General features: G+C 35.6%; 23 protein-coding genes and 1 pseudogene. 8 read left to right on the forward strand and 16 right to left on the reverse strand.

Features of this window, described 5'->3' with window-relative positions; translation table 11 throughout:
• Nucleotides 1–5 precede the first annotated feature (5 nt).
• The 3 genes from HCW_RS08765 (at nt 6) to purB (ending at nt 3,631) form a co-directional block, all read left to right on the forward strand.
• Complete coding sequence (locus HCW_RS08765) at nt 6–1,229, forward strand: 2-oxoacid:ferredoxin oxidoreductase subunit alpha (protein ID WP_014661850.1); 1,224 nt, start codon at nt 6–8, stop codon at nt 1,227–1,229.
• Nucleotides 1,230–1,241: 12 nt separating this feature from the next.
• Entirely contained in the window at nt 1,242–2,186 is a 945-nt protein-coding gene (locus HCW_RS08770) for a thiamine pyrophosphate-dependent enzyme (RefSeq protein WP_014661851.1), read from the forward strand.
• 122 nt (nt 2,187–2,308) lie between these two features.
• The gene (gene purB, locus HCW_RS08775; RefSeq protein WP_014661852.1) at nt 2,309–3,631 is read left to right on the forward strand and encodes an adenylosuccinate lyase; all 1,323 of its coding nucleotides are present in this window, start codon (nt 2,309–2,311) and stop codon (nt 3,629–3,631) included.
• Between the two features lie 25 nt (nt 3,632–3,656).
• On the opposite strand, the gene HCW_RS08780 is transcribed toward purB, so the two are convergent.
• The 15 genes from HCW_RS08780 to ccoN all read right to left on the reverse strand — a co-directional run bounded on the left by HCW_RS08780 (nt 3,657) and on the right by ccoN (nt 16,306).
• Nucleotides 3,657–4,046, reverse strand: coding sequence for a hypothetical protein (locus HCW_RS08780; protein WP_014661853.1), 390 nt, complete (start codon nt 4,044–4,046; stop codon nt 3,657–3,659).
• A 79-nt stretch (nt 4,047–4,125) separates the two neighbouring features.
• Nucleotides 4,126–6,651, reverse strand: a complete 2,526-nt coding sequence (locus HCW_RS08785) for an AAA family ATPase (protein ID WP_014661854.1) — start codon at nt 6,649–6,651, stop codon at nt 4,126–4,128.
• Nucleotides 6,652–6,701: 50 nt separating this feature from the next.
• Nucleotides 6,702–6,974, reverse strand: coding sequence for a YkgJ family cysteine cluster protein (locus HCW_RS08790; RefSeq protein ID WP_014661855.1), 273 nt, complete (start codon nt 6,972–6,974; stop codon nt 6,702–6,704).
• Nucleotides 6,967–7,614: a hypothetical protein gene (locus HCW_RS09180; RefSeq protein WP_014661856.1), complete on the reverse strand. Its 648-nt coding sequence runs from the start codon at nt 7,612–7,614 to the stop codon at nt 6,967–6,969. The genes HCW_RS08790 and HCW_RS09180 overlap by 8 nt, the downstream gene beginning before the upstream one ends.
• A 16-nt stretch (nt 7,615–7,630) precedes the next feature.
• Nucleotides 7,631–9,193: a hypothetical protein gene (locus tag HCW_RS08800; RefSeq protein WP_014661857.1), complete on the reverse strand. Its 1,563-nt coding sequence runs from the start codon at nt 9,191–9,193 to the stop codon at nt 7,631–7,633.
• Between the two features lie 71 nt (nt 9,194–9,264).
• Complete coding sequence (locus HCW_RS08805; RefSeq protein ID WP_014661858.1) at nt 9,265–9,585, reverse strand: hypothetical protein; 321 nt, start codon at nt 9,583–9,585, stop codon at nt 9,265–9,267.
• A gap of 18 nt (nt 9,586–9,603) precedes the next feature.
• Entirely contained in the window at nt 9,604–10,785 is a 1,182-nt protein-coding gene (locus HCW_RS08810) for a hypothetical protein (RefSeq protein WP_014661859.1), read from the reverse strand.
• Between the two features lie 70 nt (nt 10,786–10,855).
• Entirely contained in the window at nt 10,856–11,242 is a 387-nt protein-coding gene (locus tag HCW_RS08815; protein WP_014661860.1) for a TerB family tellurite resistance protein, read from the reverse strand.
• Between the two features lie 232 nt (nt 11,243–11,474).
• A complete protein-coding gene (locus HCW_RS08820) occupies nt 11,475–12,068 on the reverse strand; it encodes a hypothetical protein (RefSeq protein WP_014661861.1) in 594 nt (197 codons plus the stop codon).
• Between the two features lie 14 nt (nt 12,069–12,082).
• A complete protein-coding gene (locus HCW_RS08825; RefSeq protein ID WP_155802269.1) occupies nt 12,083–12,664 on the reverse strand; it encodes a hypothetical protein in 582 nt (193 codons plus the stop codon).
• 167 nt (nt 12,665–12,831) lie between these two features.
• A complete protein-coding gene (locus HCW_RS08830) occupies nt 12,832–13,023 on the reverse strand; it encodes a DUF4006 family protein (RefSeq protein WP_014661864.1) in 192 nt (63 codons plus the stop codon).
• 15 nt (nt 13,024–13,038) lie between these two features.
• Nucleotides 13,039–13,917, reverse strand: a complete 879-nt coding sequence (ccoP, locus tag HCW_RS08835; RefSeq protein ID WP_014661865.1) for a cytochrome-c oxidase, cbb3-type subunit III — start codon at nt 13,915–13,917, stop codon at nt 13,039–13,041.
• 1 nt (nt 13,918) lies between these two features.
• Nucleotides 13,919–14,128 carry a cytochrome c oxidase, cbb3-type, CcoQ subunit gene (locus HCW_RS08840; protein ID WP_014661866.1) on the reverse strand — a complete coding sequence of 70 codons (210 nt, stop codon included), beginning with the start codon at nt 14,126–14,128 and terminating at the stop codon, nt 13,919–13,921.
• A gap of 10 nt (nt 14,129–14,138) precedes the next feature.
• Nucleotides 14,139–14,828 (reverse strand): cytochrome-c oxidase, cbb3-type subunit II, encoded by a 690-nt coding sequence (gene ccoO, locus HCW_RS08845; protein ID WP_014661867.1) that lies wholly within the window; start codon nt 14,826–14,828, stop codon nt 14,139–14,141.
• 11 nt (nt 14,829–14,839) lie between these two features.
• A complete protein-coding gene (ccoN, locus tag HCW_RS08850) occupies nt 14,840–16,306 on the reverse strand; it encodes a cytochrome-c oxidase, cbb3-type subunit I (RefSeq protein ID WP_014661868.1) in 1,467 nt (488 codons plus the stop codon).
• A gap of 173 nt (nt 16,307–16,479) precedes the next feature.
• On the opposite strand from ccoN, the pseudogene HCW_RS08855 reads away from it, so the two are divergent.
• Both HCW_RS08855 and HCW_RS08860 read left to right on the forward strand, forming a co-directional pair.
• Nucleotides 16,480–17,926: pseudogene (locus tag HCW_RS08855) on the forward strand (DASS family sodium-coupled anion symporter).
• Nucleotides 17,927–18,913 carry an adenine-specific DNA glycosylase gene (locus HCW_RS08860; RefSeq protein ID WP_043902700.1) on the forward strand — a complete coding sequence of 329 codons (987 nt, stop codon included), beginning with the start codon at nt 17,927–17,929 and terminating at the stop codon, nt 18,911–18,913.
• A gap of 101 nt (nt 18,914–19,014) precedes the next feature.
• On the opposite strand, the gene HCW_RS08865 is transcribed toward HCW_RS08860, so the two are convergent.
• The gene (locus tag HCW_RS08865; protein ID WP_014661870.1) at nt 19,015–20,685 is read right to left on the reverse strand and encodes an L-lactate permease; all 1,671 of its coding nucleotides are present in this window, start codon (nt 20,683–20,685) and stop codon (nt 19,015–19,017) included.
• Between the two features lie 495 nt (nt 20,686–21,180).
• Between HCW_RS08865 and HCW_RS08870 the strand changes: the two genes are divergently transcribed.
• From HCW_RS08870 to HCW_RS08880, 3 genes are read left to right on the forward strand one after another with little or no spacing between them, the layout of a single operon-like run.
• A complete protein-coding gene (locus HCW_RS08870; RefSeq protein WP_014661871.1) occupies nt 21,181–21,909 on the forward strand; it encodes a (Fe-S)-binding protein in 729 nt (242 codons plus the stop codon).
• A gap of 17 nt (nt 21,910–21,926) precedes the next feature.
• Entirely contained in the window at nt 21,927–23,372 is a 1,446-nt protein-coding gene (locus tag HCW_RS08875) for a LutB/LldF family L-lactate oxidation iron-sulfur protein (RefSeq protein ID WP_014661872.1), read from the forward strand.
• Complete coding sequence (locus tag HCW_RS08880; RefSeq protein WP_014661873.1) at nt 23,365–24,000, forward strand: LutC/YkgG family protein; 636 nt, start codon at nt 23,365–23,367, stop codon at nt 23,998–24,000. Before HCW_RS08875 ends, HCW_RS08880 begins: the two co-directional genes overlap by 8 nt.
• Nucleotides 24,001–24,009 lie beyond the last annotated feature (9 nt).

Consider the following 24,009-nt stretch of genomic DNA (forward strand, 5'->3'; position numbering starts at 1 on the left):
ATAGAATGGCAAAAAAGATTGAATTACAAGAAGTAGAGGTTTGGGATGGCAATATGGCCAGCTCAAACGCTCTAAGACAAGCTCAAATTGATGTAATTGCAGCTTACCCAATTACTCCATCAACTCCTATTGTGCAAAACTATGGTTCGTTTAAGGATAATGGCTATATTGATGGCGAATTTGTTTTAGTAGAATCAGAACATGCAGCTATGAGTGCGTGCGTAGGTGCAGCTGCAGCAGGTGGGAGAGTAAGCACAGCGACTAGTTCTCAAGGCTTAGCGCTTATGGTAGAAGTCTTATATCAAGCATCTGGTATGCGCTTACCTATCGTATTAAACTTAGTTAATCGTGCTCTAGCCGCTCCTTTAAATATCCATGGCGACCACTCTGATATGTATCTAGCTAGAGATGCAGGTTGGATAAATCTATCTACATGCAACCCTCAAGAAGCTTATGATTTTACCTTAATGGCGTTTAGAATTGCCGAACATCAAAATGTTCGTGTGCCAACCATTGTTAACCAAGATGGTTTCTTATGCTCACACACTGTGCAAAATGTGCGCCCATTAAGCGATGATATTGCATATAAATTTGTAGGTGAATACCAAACTAAGCACTCACTCTTAGACTTTGATAGACCTGTAAGCTATGGTGCACAAGCTGAAGAAGAATGGCATTATGAGCATAAAGCCCAACTCCACCATGCGATTATGAGTGCTGAAAAGATAATTGAAGAAGTGTTTAATGATTTTGCTAAACTCACAGGCAGACAATACCACTTAACAGAAACTTTCCAACTAGAAGATGCTGAAGTGGCTATTTTTGCGCTTGGAACCACTTATGAATCTGCTATTGTAGCGGCTAAAGAAATGCGTAAAAAAGGTATTAAAGCTGGAGTCGCCACCGTTCATTCTTTACGCCCTTTCCCTTATGAAAGATTAGGTCAAGATTTGAAAAACCTTAAAGCTTTAGCCATTTTAGACAAGAGTTCTCCTGCAGGTGCTATGGGTGCAATGTTTAATGAAGTTACTTCAGCAGTATATCAAACCAAAGATTCCAAGCACCCTGTTGTGTCTAACTATATTTATGGCTTAGGCGAAAGAGATATGACTATCGCACATCTATGTGAAATTTTTGAAGAAATCAAAGAAGATGCTCTTAAAGGCGCACTCACTCATCCTACCCAACAATTCGTAGGACTTAGAGGCCCTAAAATGAGCTTTTTTTAATAAGGAAATATTATGGTAAAAGAAGTAAAAACACTTAAAGGTTTTAGCCAAAGCGCTGAAAAATTTGAAGGCGCTCATCTACTATGTCCGGGTTGTGGGCATGGTATTATTGTGCGTGAAGTTCTAAACGCCGTAGATGGGCCTATCGTTCTAGGTAACTCTACAGGTTGTTTGGAAGTATGCACTGCTGTATATCCACACACTTCATGGGATGTGCCTTGGATTCATATTGGTTTTGAAAATGGTTCAACTGCCATTGCAGGCGTAGAATCTATGTATAAAGCCCTAGCCAACAAAGGCAAATACAAGGGTCAAAGACCTAAGTTTGTAGCTTTTGGGGGCGATGGCTCTAGCTATGATATTGGTTTTCAATTTATCAGTGGCTGTATGGAAAGAGGGCATGATATGACCTATATTTGCTTAGATAATGAAAACTACGCAAATACCGGTGGTCAAAGAAGTTCTTCTACACCCTTAGGGGCTAGCACTTCTACTACTCCGGGTGGTTCAGTAAGCTTTGGTAAAAAAGAAAAGAAAAAAGACATCGTAACTATTATGGCAAGCCATGGGATTCCTTATGTGGCGCAACTTTCACCTAATAAGTGGAAAGATATGAATAAAAAGATTAAGACTGCATTAGACACTGAAGGGCCTTGCTTTATCAACGCCCTTAGTCCTTGCACAACTGAGTGGAAGTTTGAATCCAATCAAACCATTGAATTAGCGGATATGGCAGTAGATAGCTTGATGTTTCCTTTATTTGAAATCTTTAATGGCAGAGAGTTGAAAATTACTTATCGCCCAAGAAACATCATCTCTGTGAGAGACTATTTGGGTGCCCAAAAGCGTTTCAAACACCTTTTCAAAAAAGAAAACGAGCATATCATTGAAGAATTGCAAAAAGATGTGAATGAGCGTTGGGAGTATTTACAACGCAGAGAAGAGGCTGGAGTATAACTCTAATTTATTCTTTTTTTAGCAAGGCACTTTTTAAAGTGCTTTGATTATTTTTTACCACTTGACTTTTTAATCCCCTTTTAAGTAACATAAATTCCATTTTGATTTTTTAAGGATTATTAATGCTAGAACGCTACGCACGAGAAGAAATGAAAGCCCTATGGAGCGAGCAGAGCAAATTTGAAGCCTATTTAGAAGTAGAAAAGGCTGTGGTTAGAGCGTGGAATAAACTTGGGCAAATTAGCGATGAAGATTGTGAAAAAATCTGTAAAAATGCGAAGTTTGATTTAGAGCGCATTAAAGAAATTGAAAAAATCACTAAGCATGATTTAATCGCTTTCACTACTTGTGTGAGTGAGAGTTTGGGAATAGAATCACGATTTTTTCATTATGGTATCACTTCTAGTGATTGTATTGATACGGCTATGGCATTATTGATGACAAAAAGTTTAAAGCTCATCCAACAAGGCGTTAAAAATCTTTATGAAACGCTTAAAAATAAAGCCTTAGAGCATAAAGACACTCTAATGGTAGGCAGAAGTCATGGGATTTTTGGCGAACCCATTACTTTTGGCTTAGTTTTAGCTCTTTGGGCTGACGAAATCAAACGCCATTTAAAAGCCCTAGATTTGACTATGGAGTTTATTAGTGTGGGAGCCATTAGTGGGGCTATGGGGAATTTTGCTCACGCTCCCTTAGAATTAGAAGAGTTAACTTGTGAATCTTTAGGTTTAAAAGTAGCAAACATTAGCAACCAAGTGATTCAAAGAGACCGCTACGCTAGATTAGCGTGTGATTTAGCCCTTTTAGCGAGCAGTTGTGAAAAAATCGCTGTGAATATCCGCCACTTACAACGAAGCGAAGTGCAAGAAGCTGAAGAATATTTTTCAACAGGGCAAAAAGGAAGCTCCGCCATGCCCCATAAAAGAAATCCGGTGCTAAGCGAGAATATCACAGGGCTTTGTAGGGTAATTCGCTCTTTTACTACCCCTATGCTAGAAAATGTCGCCCTTTGGCATGAAAGAGATATTAGCCATAGCTCAGTGGAGAGATTTGCTTTACCAGATATGTTTATCACAAGCGATTTTATGCTTAGTCGCTTGAGTAGTGTTATTGAAAACTTGGTCGTTTATCCAAAAAATATGCTTAAAAATTTAGCGTTAAGTGGGGGGCTAGTTTTTTCACAACGAGTGCTTTTAGAACTACCCAAAAAAGGTTTGAGCAGAGAAGAAAGCTATACAATCGTGCAAGAAAATGCGATGAAAGTATGGGAAAATTTACAGCAAGGCACTTCAAAAAACACTGATGAAAACTTGTTTTTAAACGCCTTATTAAATGATGAACGCTTGAAAAAATATTTGAGTGAAAGCGAGATTAAAGCGTGTTTTGATTATAGCTACTACACTAAGAATATCAATGCGATTTTTAAAAGGGTGTTTGACTAACCCCTTTAAAAAATCACCTTGAATTTTACTTGCTAAACTTGTGGTAATACTCCCCCTTGTCCGTAATGATTTTAACTTCCAATAATTGCGTAGGCTTACAATCTAAGCGATAAAAAATCTGTTGGGAATATTTTATTTTATGATTAAAAAGCTTTTCTTTCTTGAATTTATCGCCTAGCTTTGGCTCAACTTTTTTAGTGGCTTTGCATGAATTTCCCCTATTAACAATAAGATTTTTGATTACAACAGGTTCATCATTTAAAGAAGTGATACTCAAAAGACTAGAATCTGTCATTTTTCCTACGAGCTTGCCCCCAGTCGCATGATAATCTAGTTTGAAATTCAAGTCCTTTGCCCCCAATTGAGAACAAATTCCACTTATAGTTAGCAAACTCAAACACATTTTTTTTAACATTAAAATCCTTTCAACAAATAATCTTTGAGCGTATTATAGTCAAATTCCACCTATCAATTCTAAGTGCTTTTAATCATAATTAGTTTTTGACTGAGCTTAAATTGCATGCTATCCATTCAAACAAATATAGAAAATTGATTTCTGCTTGTTTGCTTACAACATCTTGGTTGTTAAGTGGGTATTGATAATGTTTGTTATTGAGCTTGTGGCTTACTATATAAAGCTCATTTTTAAAGGCTATTGCTAATGCCATGTCTTTGTCTTTTAATGAATATTTTTGTTGGTCTTCATCACTAAATAAATCTTCAATTTGTTTGAAATTTTCATCGCATTGTGAGAGCTGTAAAATTTTGATAGGACTACCCATTTTCTCATTAGTCTTTTTAAATTGTTCACTAGGCTTATCATCTTCTTCATCTTTTCTGTCATCATCTATTAAGACAATAGGGTTATTATCTAATTCACAAAGCTTATCAATAGTTGTTTCCATATTTTTCGCATTATTTTTAAGTCCAGAAATCGGCAAGAAAGTGAAAGGAATAGGATTATCCTTGTATTGTGGGTAACGCTCATTGAAATATAATTTAAAGGCACTTAAATAACAATAATCCGTAATCCCTTCCACAAAGATAATTCTATGTTTTCTAGGGTTATGAAAGATATGTTGCTCTACCCCTAAAGAGCGTTTGATTTTGTCTAAGGCATCGGAGTCATTACTCGCATTGTTTAGAGAATAGTTAAATTCATTATAAATTACCGAGCCGTTTGCTTGCCTTTCTACAATTCTTATTTCATCTAAATGGTCAGTATCTACTAAAAAGGGGTCATGAGTAGCTAGAACAAAGGTAATGCCCCATTTTTTGCTATATCGTCTCAAACGCTCTATAAATTCTTGTCTAGCTGGCACGCTTAGATGAGTGGCTGGTTCATCCATAACCACAATACTATTATAATTACGATAGGAGCTATTTTTTCCAAGCTCCCTATTTATTCCCTTTTTGTGGTATCTATAGGGGTATAAAAAATTAAAAAACAAGTTAAAAAACCATTGAAACCCTGTGCTTTGTTTAACAAGCTCTAAATACTCGTTGTCTCTTTTAATTCTTATATGTAAAAAATGCTGTTTTTTCAAACGGAATTCAAAAATATATCTGTGTTCATCATTAGGGTTAATACAATAGCTTTCATTAAATTCTTTGCTGATTTTTTCGCCCATTCTCTTTAATTCTTTTTCTAGTTCGTCTAAAAGGTTCGTTTTTTTATCAAACAAAAAGTTGTCTTCTAAATCATAGAATGTAAAAGTAGCGTTATATTTTTCATCTATTTTTGAAGACATTTGCAACACATATTCTAAGCCTTGAGTCTTACCTTTAGACTTTTCTAAAATACATGATGAATTACTTTTTCTTAGTATATCCATCGCATTTTCTGTAATTTCATTTTTTAATTCTATAAAGAATGGCCAATCTCCATCAATTTGTAATTTTCGCTCTTCCTTATCAATCTTAAAGTCATAATTGCTAAAGTTATTATTATTTTTCATATTGATAATTGTATTGGTAAATATCGGTGCTGTCTTGTACCATTCAAAACACATAGTCTCCCATATCCCATTACGAAGCGTCTCTTTTCTTATATCCAAGCGCAAATTTTCGTCTTTAAGCTCAAAAGGATTTTCGCAATTAATAATTTGGGGTAAGTGGTTAGCTAGAATCGCCTTTTGCGTGGGATTTGCTTTTAAGTTTTTTGGACTAGAAGCGTAGAATTGTTGTTGCAATATTGCTATTTTATTGATTTGTTCCTCAGATTTTTTTCTCATCTTTTCTAATGTTTCACAAACTTTAGTTTCATCAAAACATTCTATCAACTTTGACAAGCTATATTCCTTGAAAGTCAAGCAAATGTGTGATAAAAGGGCTTTTTTAAGATTCTCATACGCTGCTTTTGCCTTTCTTTTATCTTTTTTGCGTTCTATTGGCGTTATGTATTTTCCGAGACGAATCTCGTTTAATCTTAATGCTTTTGTGTATTGATTGGAAAAGTTATTCCAAGAGCTTTCAAGCTCTTTGCAATATTTACTATGGCTTAGACTATCATCAGCACAAGGCAATAATGTTTCTAGGGCTTCTCTAATAGATTGTATAAAATGATTATCAAACCAAGAAATCCGTGAGTAACTAGCATTGTCGTCAGAGCGTGTGCATTGTGCGGTTAGCATTTTCATATGATTTTCAAACGGATAAAAACTCATTTCAAATGCTTGCTTATTTGATTTATTTTCTTTGAGTTCTACCCAAGAAAGCGTTTCAAGTTGTTGGTTATTTTCAATTGTGCTGATAAGACTTAGCGTAGCTCTTTCTTTGGCTTGTTTTTCATAATCTTCTATAGCACATAGAAAATTAGTCTCATCATTGAAAGCTTTCAACCCTTCTAGCACATTGCTTTTACCCACATTATTTTCCCCCACTAAAATCACTAACCCCCCATGCTTAATCCCATCAAAATCTGTATTTGCAAAATCTGCATTTAAGAGTAATTCTGTAGGCAAGTCCTTACCCAAATTCCTAAAATGGTGTAATCTCAAAACACGCTTATGAAGTTTCATGTTTATTCCTTAAAGACTTTTAATTATCCTAACACAACAAACACTAATTTTTATTTTTTTAACTCTTTACAAACCTTTAAATTCAACGCACAAAATTCTTGCCAAGAATACTCCTTAGAGTAATACAAGCGATACATACTCTCTACTTGACAAATTAAGGGGCGAGTTTCATAAATGGCACAAAGTTTGGTCTCGCTATCATAGTGCTTACACACCCCATCGCCCCTATCTAATTCTTTAGTAAGTTCGCTTAAATGCACATGCTCACAGCATTTTCCACATTTGTCGCAAGCAAAGGGGGGATAAAGTTTAGAGTTATTCATAGTCCCATTTTGCACATTCTAAAAAATCATTTTGAGCAATATTAAACTTGTCTCTTAAAACATCACGCACTCCTTCTAACGACCATATTTGATGCTGGTTTAAATCTTTACCCAATATACAACTCGCACTAAAAGCATGGCAATTATGCGTATTAAATTCATCTCTCATTATCGCATAATCTAAAGCAATACCCTTGTAACGCTCTACAAAGTAGAGTGCGTTATCTGCGATTTTTTGAGAATGTAAGGGCTTTAAAATTTCATCATATTCATAACATAACATAAGAATATCGCTACTTGTTTTCATAAACCCTTTAACAAAGTCTTTGGGGCTAACAATCTTAAGCAACGCCTTATTATTTTCCCTAGTTAAATGAGCGATTTTATTATCGCCTAGATATACGCCTGAATGCTCCGCAAAATCAAAAAACAAATCATGCAATACAATAGAACCTACCTTTGGCACTACCCTTTGGCGTGCATTGTTACGCTCACAATATGCTTGTAAGCCCTTTCCTGCAATTTCTACAACTTTTTCAAAAGTTGTAGTGGGTCTTGGGATATATGGCGGTTGGGTTGTAAGGGGTGGTTTAGTAAATATAGTTGTTTTTGAAAATAAATTGAATAAGTCAAATAGCATAGCACACTACACTCTCTTATTTTTGATACAAGTTACTTAAAAAGGATTTTATGCTTTCAGTATTGCCACTTTCATAAGGCAATTTAATACCCCTTTTTTGCACCTCATTATCTAAAATAGCTCCTCGTTCAACTTCATTATTTGCTAAATTTAGGCTACTAGCTAACATTTGAACTTCGCTAGGATTAATATTAAATTCAATACGAGCTAATTCTAATAAATACCTATCCAACTTGGCATTCATCTCTTGCATATGCTCTAAGGCTAAATCAAACTTATTTTTTAAAAGACTGCCCCAGTTATCTACCAAGTAGCATAATCCGACAGAAATAAGTCCTGTAGCTAACGCACTCACAAAAGCCGCACATTCTGTCCCAAAAGGAAAGGTGAATAAATTCACGCAAGCTGAATAAATAATTGTGCCAATTAGAGTTGCCCCACACGCTAAAATGAGTTTGATAATTTCCTTAAAACTCGCCCCTTTAAAAAGTGCTTTTACTACTTGAACTAAGGTATTAAAAATTTCTCTAATGCCTTTTATAGCTTTTTTAGCTGTCGTAGTGAAGATATTGATTAAGGTTGTAGAAAGTGAGCTAAATATTCCTGTAACAAAGCCGTATCCAAAAGAAGTCCATATCTCTTTAAAGCGTTCTTTCACTCTTTCAAAAATACCTTTAAGGGTTTCTGTCATTTTTTCTAAGAATACGCCTAGTTTAAAGTTTTCTTTGACACTATGATAAATGATAGGAATTTGAGTTTTAATTTCAAAATATATTTCAGCTAACACTAATCCCAAAGCTTGTCTAGCCCCCATAGCTAAACCTGATTTTCCAACTGAAAAAGTGGTATTCTTAAAAAATTTAGAGCTAGTATAATACTCCCAATTGATTTCTGCATTCGTAACTTCTCTGGCTTTTTTATCCGCTTCAAGCATTTTTTCTTTATCAACGCTTTTAAGGGCTTTTACATTTTCTTTCTTTTTTGTAATGCTATCTTGCAACTTTTGTTTTTCAATATCAGAAGTGGTGTTTTGAAGCTTTATTTCAAGTTTGTTTATATCTTTCTCTCTATTTTCAATCATGCTAGGCAATTTGTCTATAAAATCTTGCGTGGTCATAGCCTTTTTAGATTTATTAATGCTTTCATGTGTGAAAGCAAAATTGCTATCTTTATTAGCTAAGTCTGCCCCCTCAATTTCAGCAAGCACTCTGCCTGGGTCATCATGCACTTCTTTAGCTGAGATAATATGGTCTAAATTCCTTTGTTCGTTTGATTTGAAGTTTTTATCTCTATAAACATCATTAAGATTACCTTGCAAAAACTGCTCTTTAGCTTCACGCCCTTTATTGATATAATTTTGGTGGCTATGGTAATCATGGCTATTATATTCCCCACGATTTTCGTATCTTTGTTTTTCCATATCACTTGCATAAACCCCTTGTCGGACATTATGAATGGTATTGACATCGCCCCCTTTTTTATCTTTGAATAATAAAAAATCTAAGCCAAAACTTGTGCTTAATGCCTTAATCACTTCTTGTTCTAAAACTTCTAAAACATTACTATGGATTATTTGCATAATCTCTCCTTTGATTTGTTAAAACTATTGCTTCTTGTATGTTTGGATTTTTCAAACATACAAAATACACTTTACCCCCAAATATTTCTTTTAAGCGTTTTAAAAAAACTTGTTGCTGGACTATCAAAAGATCGCTCCATACTAATAGAGCTTAGTTCAACAAGTTTTGAAGAACATGCCATATATCTTTTTGTCCATTCAAAAGAATTGTCTAATTCATTTAACTTATCCACTAAACTTCCTAAATCATCAAAAACTTCAAATGCCTTATTAAATAATTTTTCTACTTCTTCATCACTAAAAGCCGTTTTTGCATCTTCTACATATTGATTAAAAAGCGTTTCTCTTTTATTAAAGCGTTCTTTTAGTTCTTCTAAGCTTTCATAATACATGTATCCCCCTATACTGCTTTAAAATTTACTACTAATAAAGTCACTCAATTTTTGCTGTTTTGCACTCACCGCAATATCTTCAAAAACATTCTTTGCATTTTCTATGCCTTTGATATTAAGCACATTGCCCACTTCATCTGTTTGTATTTCTGGTTGATAATCTTTATCTATTGCAATAACCCTACTATAACTATCTAAATTGATTTTGTCATCTTCTTTGTATTTAAAAATAGGGGTTGTTACCATATCTGTGATAATAGATGCAAGTTTATAGCCATTATCCACGCAACCCAAAACATAATTTTGAGCTGTTTCTAAACTATCACTATCTTTAGCAAGGAACTCCATAGTATGGATTTGATTAACATCGCCTCCATTTTTTAAAAATTGATGCATAGCTCTAAGAATATTAAAATAATAGGTGCAAAACACACTCATAACGCCTTGCACCCCTTTATGTAGCTCTATAGCATAAGCACTGATTTCTTCTAGTCTCTTTATACTTTTTAGCATTTTATTGCATGCTCTATCTACTTCTCTGTCATATTCTCTTGCCTTTTTAAGGCATTCTGCCCCATGACTAGCGTATGCAAAACCTGCAATAGCAATGATAGGAGCTGCCACTACACCCCCTAATACAGCTGTGCCACCCGCTATACCAAAGCCTCCAGCTGCCAAACTCCCCCCACCAAGTGCTGCTAAAGTCGCATTGGTAGCTGCCACTCCATTTAAAGACGCAATCGCTGTGCCTGTGCTAGCCGCACCTAATGCCATAACCCCTCCATAAGTAGCAAATGCGGCAGCTGCACCAACAGCAGAAGAACCTGCTAATATGCCTAGCACCCCAACGGCTGTGTAACTAAAATCACGCATGCTAGTAAGCTTAGCTTGTGGGATAGAAGTTTTAAAATCTAAACCTCCCCTTTGTTTATGGGCATTAAATTTTTTAATAAGCTTTTGTGCTAGAGTGTCAAACTCATTCAAAATTTTGCCGACTTCTAAATAGCTCCTTCCTAAATTTTCTAGGCTCTCATTAGTGATTTTTTGTGTGTCGTTTTGCCATAGTTTTCTACATTCATAATATCTTTGCGCTTGTTTTTGAATATTTTCTGCTGTTTTTCTATCCTCATACCCATCATAAGCTTTTCTAGCTCCAACTCCAATCACCGCTGCAATCCCACCTAAAGCAAGTGGTAACATGTTGTATTCTCCTTACTGATTATTTTTCGCTTAATATTTTTAATTTGTCCTAAATACCCCATAAGTAGCATTAATCCAAAAGACTGATAGCTTGTGAATAAAGCTCCATTTGTTTTAAAACCCAATTTTTAAGCTCTTCTACTTTTTGCTCGCTCACACCCATTTTGTGTGCGTATTTTTCAATGAGAGCTTTTTCATTTTCATGCCATCTGCTATCAGCTAGGGCAACACCAATTAGCTCTAAAAGTAAGCTATGCTTAGCTTTATTTTCTGTAAAAATAGGGCTTAGTTCTTCTAGGCTGATTTTTCTTTCTTCAACACCATTTTCACATTGCTTGCTTAAAATCTCAATTTGTGCTAGTTGCAGTTCGTGGTCTCTCCCATCACTATGCATGACTTCCTTAGTCAAATAGAGCAACACTCCCTGCTGTTCTTGATTTAAAAAATGTAAAAACATACAAAAACTCCTTAATACCAAATAATTGTTTTGCGGATTTTATCGTTTTTTTTTTTTTGTATGTCAATGGGAAGTTATGAAGAAATTTAAATAATAAAAAATATATTTTATCGTTTATAGAACATAGAGATTATTTTAAAGAATAGCTCTCATAGCCTATCCTTAAAGATAACCTAGATAATGCCTTAGAGGAGTTTAATCTAAATCTAAGAGCAATTAAAGGAATTTTAACCTACCGATAATACGCTCGTTGCTCTAAGACTAGCGATTCATCTTCTGGGTGTTGCCAAGTGAGTTTGAAGAGTAATTTATAGCGTCCTTTTTGCTCATCATCTTGCAAATCAAAGCTCAGAGGCTCGCATATGCCATCACAATAAAATTCCCCTAGTAAGCGGGGGGGCTCTTTGCTTGGATAAGGCATTAAATAAACTTCGGTTTTTATCAATGGGGTATTTTGACCTTGCTTTTCTAATTTTAAATACAAGGTATTATTAGTCTTAAGCTCCAAAGAATCCGCTAAAAGCTTTTCTTGAGTTTTTTTATTCCCATGTGTGCCTAAAGAATAGTAGGGAAAAATGGGCGTTTTAGCGAGCGAGTCAATGGGACTCATCTCCACTAAAAGGCGATAATCCTTTTGGAATTGCTTATAAGCTTTAAGCATATGGTTGAAACTCAAATCCACATCATTATGGTTAGCAAAATAAACCATATCATTCTTAGGAGAATTTTTAAGCGCAAAAACCACTAATGCAACTACAATCCCCATGCCCCCAATTAACACACTCAAAATCCCTAAAGGCCAAAAATTCTTACTCTGTTTATCCATTATCTTATCCTAAATTATGATTTTTTGAAGAAATAAATACCAAAAAATACGCCAAGAAGTGTGAGTAATAATATATATATTGCAACCTTAGAAAAGGTCGCTCCCGTATCAGCGCTAAAATTATCGGCTATTTTAACATGATATTTTTCAGCCAAATTATCTATTGCAACTGAATAGCCATTCAACAACATGGCTGAAATCCTAGAGCTAGTGTATTCTTTAGCATTGGTAGGTAGTAGTGGCACTATTTTTTCAAAAAAGATTTTTTCAGTATCAAGCAAATCTTTAGGCTTAGCTACTAGCTCTATTTTCTTTGCATCGTGGTAGAAAAATAATGCTACATAAGGGGGCTTAAGTTTGTTTAAAAAAGCTTGTTGGTAAGCTTGACGCTCACTTTTAGCGCTAAGATTTATAGGATTTTCTTTAAAATCAGTCATATCTATAACAAAAGAAACCCCCGTTTTAGCATAGAGCTCACTAGAAATAGCCTCTATGAGTTGAGCGCTTTTTTCTACTAAACGCCCTTTGGAGTTATTGAAGATATAAGATGTTCCTATAGCCTGGCTTGCACTAGCATAGTTAGCCAAAAATAGCATGCCAAAAAGCATGCTTAGTGGTTTAAAAAACCTTTTAAAAAGCTGTCTTATCAAAGGCTGAATAAGAATAAATTAGGCACAAAAGAAATAACGATTGTCATTGCAATTGTTGCAACTATCATTAAAGCTAATAACTTTTCTAAAGCAGTAAATTTCATAGTATCTCCTTACTTCACTAGCTCATAGTTCTCGTAATTTTTAGAGCTTTTCATCTCTAAAGCATTCGCATCTTTATAGCGATAAAAGTTTGTAGCCTGCTCTTTTTGAACTTGGATTGCCTTGCAAGCAAAAAATGCCACTATACACAAAAGCACTGCTACTAAAATCAAATTTCCTAATAATCCATTCAAAAACTTCATTTTTAACCCTTTTTCTTAATCTTCTAAAGGTTGCAATGATTTGATAAATTCAGCTAATGCCTTAACTTGCAAATCATTGAAATTCTTATATTTAAACGACGGCATATGCCCAATATTGCCTCTCTTGCCATGTGTTAGAACATTTCTTAAAAAGCCCTCTGCGCCATAAGTAGTCAAGTTAGCCGCAAAAACTTGATTATCTTGTAATCCCTTGCCATCACTTCCATGACAACCCGCACAGCCTGCACTCTCAAATAATTCCTTGCCCTTATCAATAAGTTGAGGGTTTTTAGTCTTTTTGACGCTAGAAATTTCAGCCATAACATAACTTGCAATGGCTTTAGCATCTTTTTCGTCCATATCCATAGCTGGCATTTCCCCAGCTAAATAGTCCATGCCTTTAGAACCATGCTTAATCGTATCCATAATGCCCTCTTCCTTGCCCCAATGCACCAAGTTTTGAGCGCTATTATGTAAGCCTTCAGCTGTTACACCATGACATTGCGAACAATGCACCAAGAAGATTCCTTGACCCATATCTACAAGCTCTTTTTGACCCAAGTTTTTCCATTTTTCTTCAAACTTTTTGTTGTATTGCTTGACTTCTTCATTATATTGCCCAATTTGAGAAAAGCTATTGAGCGGATACCCAAAAAAGAAATACCAAAAAGCATATACAATCACACACATAAAGCTTACTACCCAACCTACAGGAATGTTGTTAGCAAACTCCCCTATTCCATCAAATAAATGCCCATTATCCATAAGCTCACCTTGAGACTTACTATCACGCATTTCTTTAATGAGTGAGCTTGATTCATAAATAGTTAGCACCAAAATCACAAGGGCGGCAACTAAGCCAAAAACATTGATATTATCGCTTAAAAATTCCATCTTAGCTTTCCTTTGTTACTACGCTCTTATGGCGTGGTTCAATCAATTCATCTTCTAAGGTATCATTAAGCACTAAATACCCATAGCGCTCATAATCCACTACACCCTTTCTTTGTTGTCTATACATGTTAATAATGTAAGCATAAAGAAAAAGCGTGAAAAGAATGGTAAAAAACACATAAGCAAAAGCTCTCACACTCTCTAAATCCATTCTTAACCCCCTATTTCTTTGTGGTAATTCTAGCATTACCCAAACTATTCAAATAAGCAATCAAGGCTACAATCTCTGGCACTTCGCCCTTTGAAATTGCCTCTAATACCCGCTTATCTTTCATGTCTTCTGTAATTTTCTTAGCCTCTTCTAAATACGCTTTTTTAGCCTCTTCTAAAGTGCCTAATTTGACACCATTTTCTGCATCATAAGGCACGCCAAAGACTTTCTTTTGGGTTAAAGCATCAGCATAGGCGGTCTCAAAATCACTTTTTTTCTTAAATAGATGTTGATAAGCCGGCATAATGCTATGAGGCACAACGCTTTGTGGGTCAAGCATATGCTTTTCATGCCAATCAGTTGTGCGATAATCCCCTACCCTATGCAAATCAGGGCCAATTCTTTTTGAACCCCATAAGAAAGGTCTATCATAGGCATATTCTCCGCTCAAGCTATACGCACCATATCTATCTACTTCAGCTTGGAAAGGGCGAATAAGTTGCGAATGGCAATTATAACAACCCTCTTTCATATAGATTTGTCTTCCAGCTATCTCTAAAACGCTATAAGGGCGTAAGCCCTCAATGGGGCGAGCCGATTTAAAGAAGTTAGGCAAAATCTCAACTAATCCAGCAATAGAAAACACAAACAAAAACGCCAAAGTAAAGAAGAATGGGTTCTTTTCTAAAAAGCTAAACATCTCTAACCTCCTTACTTAGCCATAGGTGTAGCATAATTAGGCTCACGCTCTAATTTTCTGCCCGCTGTAATGGTCATAAATACATTGTAAGCAAAGATAATAAATCCAATCAAATACATAATGCCTCCAACGCCCCTAATATTATAATAAGGAATCAAAACTCTAACGGTATCAATGAATTGATAAGTGAGATTTCCATATTGATCCACATCTCTCCACATCATACCTTGCGTGATTCCTGCAATCCACATAGAAGAGAAATAAAGCACAATCCCTAAAGTCATAATCCAAAATTGGAAATCCATAAGTTTTGCTGAATAAATCTCTCTTTTAAACATTCTAGGCACCATATGATACATACTTGCAATTAGGGTGAATCCTACCCAACCAAGCACACCATCATGCACATGCCCTACAATCCAATCGGTAAAGTGTGCTAAAGCATTCACGCTCTTAATAGCTTGGATAGACCCCTCTAAAGTAGAAAGCATATAGAATGTTGATGCAAGCACTAAGAATTTAATTAAAGGGCTTTCTTTTAATTGATGCCATTGACCACGCATGGTTAATAGCATATTAATGGCTGTTCCCCAAGAAGGCAAAATCAATACCACTGAAAATACACTAGAGAGAGTTTGCACCCAATCAGGAACGGTAGAATAAATCAAGTGGTGTCCGCCTGCCCAAATATAAACAAACATCAAGCTCCAAAAGGAAAATAAAGTGAGTTTATAAGAGAAAATAGGCTGACCACTCTCTTTGGGCAAGAAATAATAAATAGTGCCAATCAATCCGCTAGTAAAAACAAAGGCTACTGCATTATGTCCCCACCACCATTGCACAAGCGCATCATTACTGCCTGAATACATAGAGATAGAATGCCAAATACTTCCCACATCAGCCACAAAATAAGTAGGAATAGAAAGATTATTGAAAATATACATCACAGCAATGCCTACATAAGTAGCAATGTAATACCATAAGGATACATAAATAGTATTCTCTCTTCTTACCCCCATACTCCCAAACATGCTAATCCCCCATAGCACCCAAACAATGACTACTAAAATGTCCAAAGGCCACATAAGTTCTGCATATTCTTTGGTTTGATTAACACCGGCAAAAAGACTAATAACTGCTAAAACTAGCAATACAATCCATAGCCAAAAATGTAATAATCCTATGAATTTTAAAAATGGATGCTGATGATAAGTGATTTTAAGCACCCTTTGACCGATATAATACCAGCTCGCCCAAATACCACCAAGCGTGAAACCATAAATCACAGCATTAGTGTGCAAAGGACGCAAACGACCAAACAAACCATATTCCCCAGCAATATAGTTAAGCCCCGGAAAAGACAGCTCAAAAGCTAGAACAATTCCTATCAACATTCCCACTATCCCAAAAGCAATCATCGCATAGAGAAATAACTTACTTATGGAATAATCATAGCTTAAAGGCGTGCTCTCTTGCATGCATACTCCTAAATTCTTAGTAATTTTGATAAAGCAATGTATATTATAAGACTTTTTGTTTCTAAAAATGATTAATTCATGCAATTTTTTTGTAATATTCTTAGTAGTTTTATTAATATTGACATTAGTTGAGTCAAATATACCAAACCAAGTAACATAAGGGTCAATGCTAAATGAAACGATTCGCACTCATTCTTATTCCAATTTTAAGTTCACTATTTTTGTATCTCTTGGCTAAACCTAGCGCAATCAACCCCCATGCGTGGCTGTATTTTTGTATCTTTATGGGCATGATTATAGGTTTGATTTTAGAGCCTATGCCCGCAGGACTCATTGCATTAAGCGCATTGATTATTTGTGTGTTACTAGGCATTGGCGCTAGTAGTGAAACAATAAAAGGAAGTCAAGCTATTTCTTGGGGGTTAAGTGGTTATAGCAATAAAACCGTGTGGCTTGTATTTGTTGCCTTTATTCTAGGATTAGGTTATGAAAAAAGCTTGTTAGGAAAACGCATTGCGTTATTTCTTGTTAGTTTTTTAGGCAAGACAACTTTAGGATTAGGCTATGCAATTATGATAACAGATTTATTTCTATCGCCCTTTATCCCTAGCAATTCTGCTAGAAGTGGTGGCATACTCTATCCTATTGTTTCTTCTATCCCACCTTTAATGGGTTCAACTCCAAGTAATAATCCTAAAAAAAATCGGTGCTTACTTAATGTGGGTGGCTCTAGCTTCAACTTGTATTACTTCATCAATGTTTTTAACTTCTGCTGCCTTTAACCCTTTAGCTATGGAAATAGCTCATAAAATGGGGGCAAGCGAAATTTCATGGACTTCTTGGTTTTTAGGCTTTTTGCCTTGCGGAGCAATCTTGCTCTTGCTTGTGCCTTTACTAGCTTATAAAACTTGTGCCCCCACCCTAAAAGGCTCTAAGGAGGTGAGTTTATGGGCTAAAGAAGAATTAAAGATAATGGGAGCGCTCTCTTTAAAAGAAATTTTAATGCTTAGTCTCACCCTACTAGCCTTACTTGGCTGGATTTTTGGCAAATATTTGGGTTTACATGCAAGCACAACCGCACTTATTGCAATGATTTTAATGGTCTTTTTAAGAATCATTAGTTATGAAGATATTATCAATAATAAAAGCGCTTTTAATATTTTCTTATTGCTTGGAGCGCTCTTAACCATGGCTAGCGGACTTAAAAATGTGGGCTTTCTAACTTATATAGGTAATCTTTCCAAAGAAATTTTAGAACATTCTCATTTAAACCCTTTAATCACCATGCTTATTGTTGTAGCACTTTTTTATTTATTGCACTATTTTTTTGCAAGCATTACAGCCCATGTGAGCGCTTTAATGGCACTTTTTTTGGGGATTGTTTCAAATATTTATGGAATTAGCTTAAATGAAGTTGCACTATTTTTAATGTTTTCTTTAGGGATTATGGGTATTCTTACGCCTTATGGAACTGGTCCATCAACTATTTATTATGGGAGTGGGTATATTAAAAGTAAGGATTTTTGGAAATTGGGGTTGATTTTTGGAATGATATATTTAATAGTGTTTTTAAGCGTATGTGTGCCGTGGGTCAAATATGTAGCATTTAGGTGGTTATGATTGCAAGTTTTACACAATGCCCTTTTAAAATGGTATGAAAAACATGGGCGAAAATCCTTGCCCTTTAGGAATCTAAAAGGAATAAATGCTCCTTATGAAATCTATATTAGTGAAGTAATGAGCCAACAAACCCAAATTAACACCGTAGTTGAACGCTTTTATTCTCCTTTTTTGCACGCTTTTCCTACCTTAAAAGACTTAGCTAATGCCCCATTAGAGGAAGTTTTATTGCTCTGGCGTGGTTTAGGCTATTACTCAAGGGCAAAAAATTTAAAAAAAAGCGCTGAAATCTGTGTGAAAGCTTATCATTCACAATTACCTAATGACTATCAAAGCCTAATTAAACTCCCCGGAATTGGCGCATACACCGCTAATGCGATTTTATGCTTTGGCTTTAGAGAAAAAGTCGCATGTGTAGATGCCAATATCAAAAGAGTGCTTTTAAGGCTTTTTTCTTTAGATTTAGATATAAGCACCAAAGCCTTACAAACAAAGGCTAATGAGTTTCTTAATATTCAAGAGAGTTTTAATCACAACCAAGCCCTTATTGATATAGGCGCTCTAATTTGCACGCCTAAACCAAAATGTGAAATTTGCCCCTTTAACAATCATTGCTTGGGTAAAAACAACCTAGACAAACACACTATTAAGAAAAAACAAGAAATTATTCAAGAAGAACGCTATCTAGGAATCGTCATTCAAAATAATCAAATTGCCTTGCAAAAAGTAGAACAAAAGCTTTATTTTGGCATGCACCATTTCCCTAGCTTAAAAGAAAACTTGCAATTTAAACTCCCTTTTTTAGGAGCTCTAAAACATAGCCATACCAAGTTTAAACTCAATTTAAAACTCTACTTAGCTAGTGATGAAGACTTAGAATTTCCCTTTAGTTTCTATAGCGCTAAAGATTTAGAAACCTTGCCTATAAGCTCTATGACGCTTAAGATTTTGAACTTTTTAAAAGAAAAGAATTTGTTTATGGCTTAAAAATATATTGATAAAAGTTTTTAGGGCTATTCATAGCCAATGTGAAACCCCTAAAATAACACAGACATTTTAGAGCTATTAAAATAGCTCTAAAACTTTAATTAAAGATGTGGAGCAACAGGCACTGCATCGGGAATCAAATACGCAATCGCACTAATTACTACACCCATAAGAATCACAAAGATAATAGAGTATTTCACTGTGAATTTGAATAAATCACTCTCTTTACCAGCTAATCCTACCGCTGCACATGCAATGGCAATACTTTGTGGGCTAATCATCTTGCCTAGAGTGCCACCAACCGTATTTGCTGTTAAAGTTAGAACTTCAGGGATACCCAATCTCTCAGCAGTAAGTTGTTGTAAAGCACCAAAGAGCAAGTTAGAGCTTGTATCACTTCCGGTTAAAAATACTCCTACCCAACCAATAATGGGCGAGAAGAAAGTGAAAGCCTGACCCGTATGAGTAAGCGCTAGAGCCAAAGTAGCAGAAATTCCGCTGTAATTAGACACAAAGGCAAAGCTTAATACCAAACCAATGGTAAGAATAGGAAAGCGCATTTCTTTTAAGGTCTCTCCAAATACTCCAATCGCCTCACTAGCTTTTACCCTTAAAACAAGCATGCTAACTAGAGCTGCTAAGAAAATTGAAGTTCCCACGGTGTTAATTAAAGGGAATTTAAAAATCACTGCATCGCTTGGGTCTTTACCCTCTACTAAGAATGGTGCGCTTTTAAAGATTTTTCTACTAATGGTTTCAAACTCAAAATAGAAGTTAGAAAATGCTAATGCCCCACCCTCTTTAAACAAGGCTTTAAACCAAGGTTGCGTCCATAATACAATCGTTACAATTAGAATCACAAACGGAGCCCATGCAACAAAAATTTTGCACACATGATGATTGTGCTTAGCTAATTCTACTTCCTTGCCATCACTTCTAAAGATATGCTTTGGTTGCCAAAATCTCAAAAATACCGCTGTGCAAACCAATGAAACAATTGCTGAAATAATGCCCGGTAATTCTGGCCCTAGATAATTAGAGCTTAAAAACTGCGTGATAGCAAAAGTTCCTGCCGCAATAAAGACCGCTGGGAAAGTCTCTTTAATACCCCTAAAGCCATCCATTAAAAACACAATAAAAAATGGCACAATCAAGCTTACAAAAAAGAGGATTTTACCTGTCATTGCTGAAATCATAATCGCTGGCACGCCTACTGCTCCTGCCATAGCTGTTATAGGAATACCTACTGCTCCAAAAGCTACAGGGGCGGTATTTGCAATCAAACATAATCCAGCGGCATATAAGGGGCTTAGTCCTAATCCCACTAAAATAGCTGCTGTAATAGCAATAGGCCCACCAAAACCAATAGCCCCTTCTAAAAATGAGCCAAAACAAAAACCAATTAAAATCACTAAAATTCTATGGTCTAAGGTAATGGATTGCACGCTTTCTTTTAAGATTTCAAAATAGCCTGATTTTACGCTCAACTTGTATAAGAAAATTGCCGCAATAATAATCCAAGCAATTGGCCACAAACCATATAAAAACCCATAAACAAAACTAGAGCCAACCATACTTACGGGCATTTTATACACCAACACTGCAATAATGGCTGAAAGCAACACGCTTAAAAACGCTGCGCTATAGCCCTTTAGTTTAAATACAATCAATGATAAGAAAAATAACACAATGGGTAACACCGCTACTAAAGCGCTCAACCATATATTACCCAAAGGGTCATAGACTTGATGAAATTCAACAACAGATTGCACTAAAGTCTCCTTTATTATACTCTTCACACTTATCTAAAACTCTCTCAAGCCAACCTAAAAAAGGCTTTTAGTAAAATAATCATAAACCAAAGAGAGCATAAACAACAAAAGTAAAGAAAATCCTAATAATAATTGCCAAAAGCAATAGGGTATTTTACATTAAATCTAAATAATTCGCTCACATTACCCATAAACTCCCACCATACAACCAACAAACAAGTCCTTACAATGAACAATATTATCCCAAAAAGCCTTACTGAAAATAACCACAAACTTAATCCTAAAGAAAGCGTTATATAGGCGCATATCTTTACTTAATGCATGCTTGTTTTAAGCTATCTTGTTACTAAACTTCACAAGCAATAAAAATCATTCAATATCATTGCAATCTTGCCGAAAACAAAATTTTAATTCTTTATCACAATCTCACTAATTTTGAGTATTATTGCATACAGATACTCACAACGCTAAGTTGAAAAATTTAAGGAGCATTACTTGAAAGTCAATTTCTTTGCCACATGTCTAGGGTCTGCTATCTATAGCAACGCCTCGCTTAATGCTATCAAATTACTTCGTAAGGAAAATTTGGAAGTGATTTTTAAAAAAGACCAAACATGTTGTGGTCAGCCAAGCTACAACTCAGGATATTATGAAGAAACCAAAAAAGTTGCTTTGCATAATATCAAGCTTTATTCTAATAACGACTACCCCATTATTTTACCTAGTGGTTCATGCACGGGTATGATGAAACATGATTATTTGGAATTGTTTGAAGGGCATGCTGAATTTAATATGGTTAAAGATTTTTGTGCTAGGGTGTATGAGTTAAGCGAATTTTTAGATAACAAATTGCAAGTCAAGTATGAAGACAAGGGCCAACCCATTAAAATCACATGGCATTCAAATTGCCATGCTCTAAGAGTAGCCAAGGTTATAACTAGCGCTAAGAACCTTATTAGACAGCTTAAAAATGTAGAGCTAATTGAATTAGAGAGAGAAGAAGAATGCTGTGGGTTTGGGGGAACCTTTTCAGTCAAAGAGCCTGAAATTTCAGCGGCTATGGTAAAAGAAAAGATTAAAGACATAGAAAGCCGTCAAGTAGATATGATTGTTTCAGCAGATGCAGGGTGTTTGATGAATATTAGCACCGCTATGCAAAAAATGGGTTCTCAAACCAAACCCATGCATTTTTATGACTTCTTAGCCTTAAGACTCGGACTTTAACATTTAAGGAATTTAATATGGAAAAACATCATAGCGACCAAGAATACGAAGAGATAATCACTGACCAATTAGGCGATAAGCAATTAAGAGAAAATTTACGCTCTGCTATGGATACCTTACGCACTAATCGTAAGAATCTCATCAAAAATCGTTACAGCGAATGGGAAAATTTAAGGGATTTGGGTAAGGAAGTCAAGCTTAAAATTCTCTCTAGGCTTGATGAGTATTTAGAAATTTTTGAAAAAAACGCTACCAAAAACGGCTTTAAAATCCATTACGCAAAAGATGGCGATGAAGCCAATGAAATCATTTATAATCTCGCTAAAGAAAAGAATATTAATCGCATTTTAAAGCAAAAATCTATGGCGAGTGAAGAAATCGGTTTGAATCATTATCTAAAAGAAAAGGGCATTCAAGCGAAAGAAACGGATTTGGGCGAATTGATTATCCAGCTCATTGATGAACACCCTGTGCATATTGTGGTGCCCGCAGTGCATAAAAACCGCAAACAAATCGGTAAGATTTTTGAAGAGAAGCTTAACTCCACCTATGAAGAAGAGCCTGAAAAGCTTAATGCTATTGCTAGAAAACATATGCGTAAGGAATTTGAAAGCTTTAAAATGGGGATTAGTGGGGTTAATTTTGCCATTGCCAATGAAGGGGCGATTTGGCTAGTTGAAAATGAAGGCAATGGCAGAATGAGCACCACTGCTTGTGATGTGCATGTCGCCATTTGTGGGATTGAAAAATTAGTAGAAAGCTTTGATGATGTGGCGATTTTAAATAATTTGCTCGCTCCAAGTGCAGTAGGTGTGCCTATCACTTGCTATCAAAACATTATTACAGGCCCTAGAAAAGAAGGCGATTTAGATGGCCCTGAAGAAGCACACATTATTTTACTAGACAATAACCGCTCTAATATTCTAGCTGATGAAAAATATTATCGTGCTTTGTCATGCATTCGCTGTGGCACTTGCTTAAACCACTGCCCTGTATATGATAAAATCGGTGGGCATGCCTACCTTTCTACTTATCCAGGTCCTATAGGAGTGGTGGTATCACCCCAGCTCTTTGGTTTGAATAATTATGGGCATATTCCTAATCTTTGCAGTCTTTGTGGGCGTTGTTCTGAAGTGTGTCCTGTAGAAATTCCACTAGCTGAACTCATTAGAGATTTACGCTCTGATAAAGTGGGCGAAGGTAGGGGCGTAGTCAAGGGGGCAAAAAAGATGCAACATAGTGGTATGGAAAAATTCTCTATGGAAATGTTTGCTAAAATGGCGAGCAATGGGGCTAAATGGCGTTTTCAATTGAAAATGGCTCAATTTTTCTCGCCTTTAGGCAAGCTTTTTGCTCCCCTGCTACCCTTAGTCAAAGAGTGGGCAAGATTTAGAACCTTACCCAATATGGATACGAGCTTGCATGCAAAAGTTCAACATTTAGAAGGGGTTATTTATGAGTAGAGAACTTATTTTAAATCGCATTAAAGAGGCTAGAGCTAAACACGCCATTAAGGGAGCAAACCCTACTTATAGAAATATCATTAAAGTAGAGTTTGAAGATTTAGTAGAAGAATACAAGCATTTTCAATTGCTGAATAAAGCCGAAGTTATTGAAAGCACCAAAGAAAATTTAGAACAAGACATTCTAAAGGTTTTAGAAAGCTTCAAAAGCGAAAAAATCTTACACTCTACGGATTTAGATTTGAATTTTGAAGTTTTTAAGGATTTTTCTTTACAACCCTATGATAAAAAGATTGAAGAAATGCGAGAGGCGTTATTTAATATTGATACCGCTTTGTTGCATGGGGTTTGTGGGATTTCAAGTTTAGGGATTAGTGGGACGACTTCTTCACACGCAAGTCCGAGATTGCTCTCACTCATTACGACTAATTGCATTATTTTGTTAAAAAAAGAATCTATTGTGCGTAATTTAAGCGAAGGCATACAAGCTTTAAAAAATCAAGGTAAAAACGGCGTGCTACCCACAAACATGCTCTTTATTGGTGGGCCAAGTAGGACAGCTGATATTGAACTAAAAACCGTTTTTGGAGTGCATGGGCCACAAAAAGTCGCTGTCATTCTTTATTAAAAAGGATAG

This window comes from Helicobacter cetorum MIT 00-7128 (assembly GCF_000259255.1).
GTDB lineage: Bacteria > Campylobacterota > Campylobacteria > Campylobacterales > Helicobacteraceae > Helicobacter > Helicobacter cetorum_B.

Coding starts and splice junctions, on each gene's coding strand:
- HCW_RS08765 (WP_014661850.1), top strand. CDS start 6: ATGGCAAAAAAGATTGAATTACAAGAAGTAGAGGTTTGGGATGGCAAT.
- HCW_RS08770 (WP_014661851.1), top strand. CDS start 1,242: ATGGTAAAAGAAGTAAAAACACTTAAAGGTTTTAGCCAAAGCGCTGAA.
- purB (WP_014661852.1), top strand. CDS start 2,309: ATGCTAGAACGCTACGCACGAGAAGAAATGAAAGCCCTATGGAGCGAG.
- HCW_RS08780 (WP_014661853.1), bottom strand. CDS start 4,046: ATGTTAAAAAAAATGTGTTTGAGTTTGCTAACTATAAGTGGAATTTGT.
- HCW_RS08785 (WP_014661854.1), bottom strand. CDS start 6,651: ATGAAACTTCATAAGCGTGTTTTGAGATTACACCATTTTAGGAATTTG.
- HCW_RS08790 (WP_014661855.1), bottom strand. CDS start 6,974: ATGAATAACTCTAAACTTTATCCCCCCTTTGCTTGCGACAAATGTGGA.
- HCW_RS09180 (WP_014661856.1), bottom strand. CDS start 7,614: ATGCTATTTGACTTATTCAATTTATTTTCAAAAACAACTATATTTACT.
- HCW_RS08800 (WP_014661857.1), bottom strand. CDS start 9,193: ATGCAAATAATCCATAGTAATGTTTTAGAAGTTTTAGAACAAGAAGTG.
- HCW_RS08805 (WP_014661858.1), bottom strand. CDS start 9,585: ATGTATTATGAAAGCTTAGAAGAACTAAAAGAACGCTTTAATAAAAGA.
- HCW_RS08810 (WP_014661859.1), bottom strand. CDS start 10,785: ATGTTACCACTTGCTTTAGGTGGGATTGCAGCGGTGATTGGAGTTGGA.
- HCW_RS08815 (WP_014661860.1), bottom strand. CDS start 11,242: ATGTTTTTACATTTTTTAAATCAAGAACAGCAGGGAGTGTTGCTCTAT.
- HCW_RS08820 (WP_014661861.1), bottom strand. CDS start 12,068: ATGGATAAACAGAGTAAGAATTTTTGGCCTTTAGGGATTTTGAGTGTG.
- HCW_RS08825 (WP_155802269.1), bottom strand. CDS start 12,664: ATGCTATTTTTGGCTAACTATGCTAGTGCAAGCCAGGCTATAGGAACA.
- HCW_RS08830 (WP_014661864.1), bottom strand. CDS start 13,023: ATGAAGTTTTTGAATGGATTATTAGGAAATTTGATTTTAGTAGCAGTG.
- ccoP (WP_014661865.1), bottom strand. CDS start 13,917: ATGGAATTTTTAAGCGATAATATCAATGTTTTTGGCTTAGTTGCCGCC.
- HCW_RS08840 (WP_014661866.1), bottom strand. CDS start 14,128: ATGGATTTAGAGAGTGTGAGAGCTTTTGCTTATGTGTTTTTTACCATT.
- ccoO (WP_014661867.1), bottom strand. CDS start 14,828: ATGTTTAGCTTTTTAGAAAAGAACCCATTCTTCTTTACTTTGGCGTTT.
- ccoN (WP_014661868.1), bottom strand. CDS start 16,306: ATGCAAGAGAGCACGCCTTTAAGCTATGATTATTCCATAAGTAAGTTA.
- HCW_RS08875 (WP_014661872.1), top strand. CDS start 21,927: ATGGAAAAACATCATAGCGACCAAGAATACGAAGAGATAATCACTGAC.
- HCW_RS08880 (WP_014661873.1), top strand. CDS start 23,365: ATGAGTAGAGAACTTATTTTAAATCGCATTAAAGAGGCTAGAGCTAAA.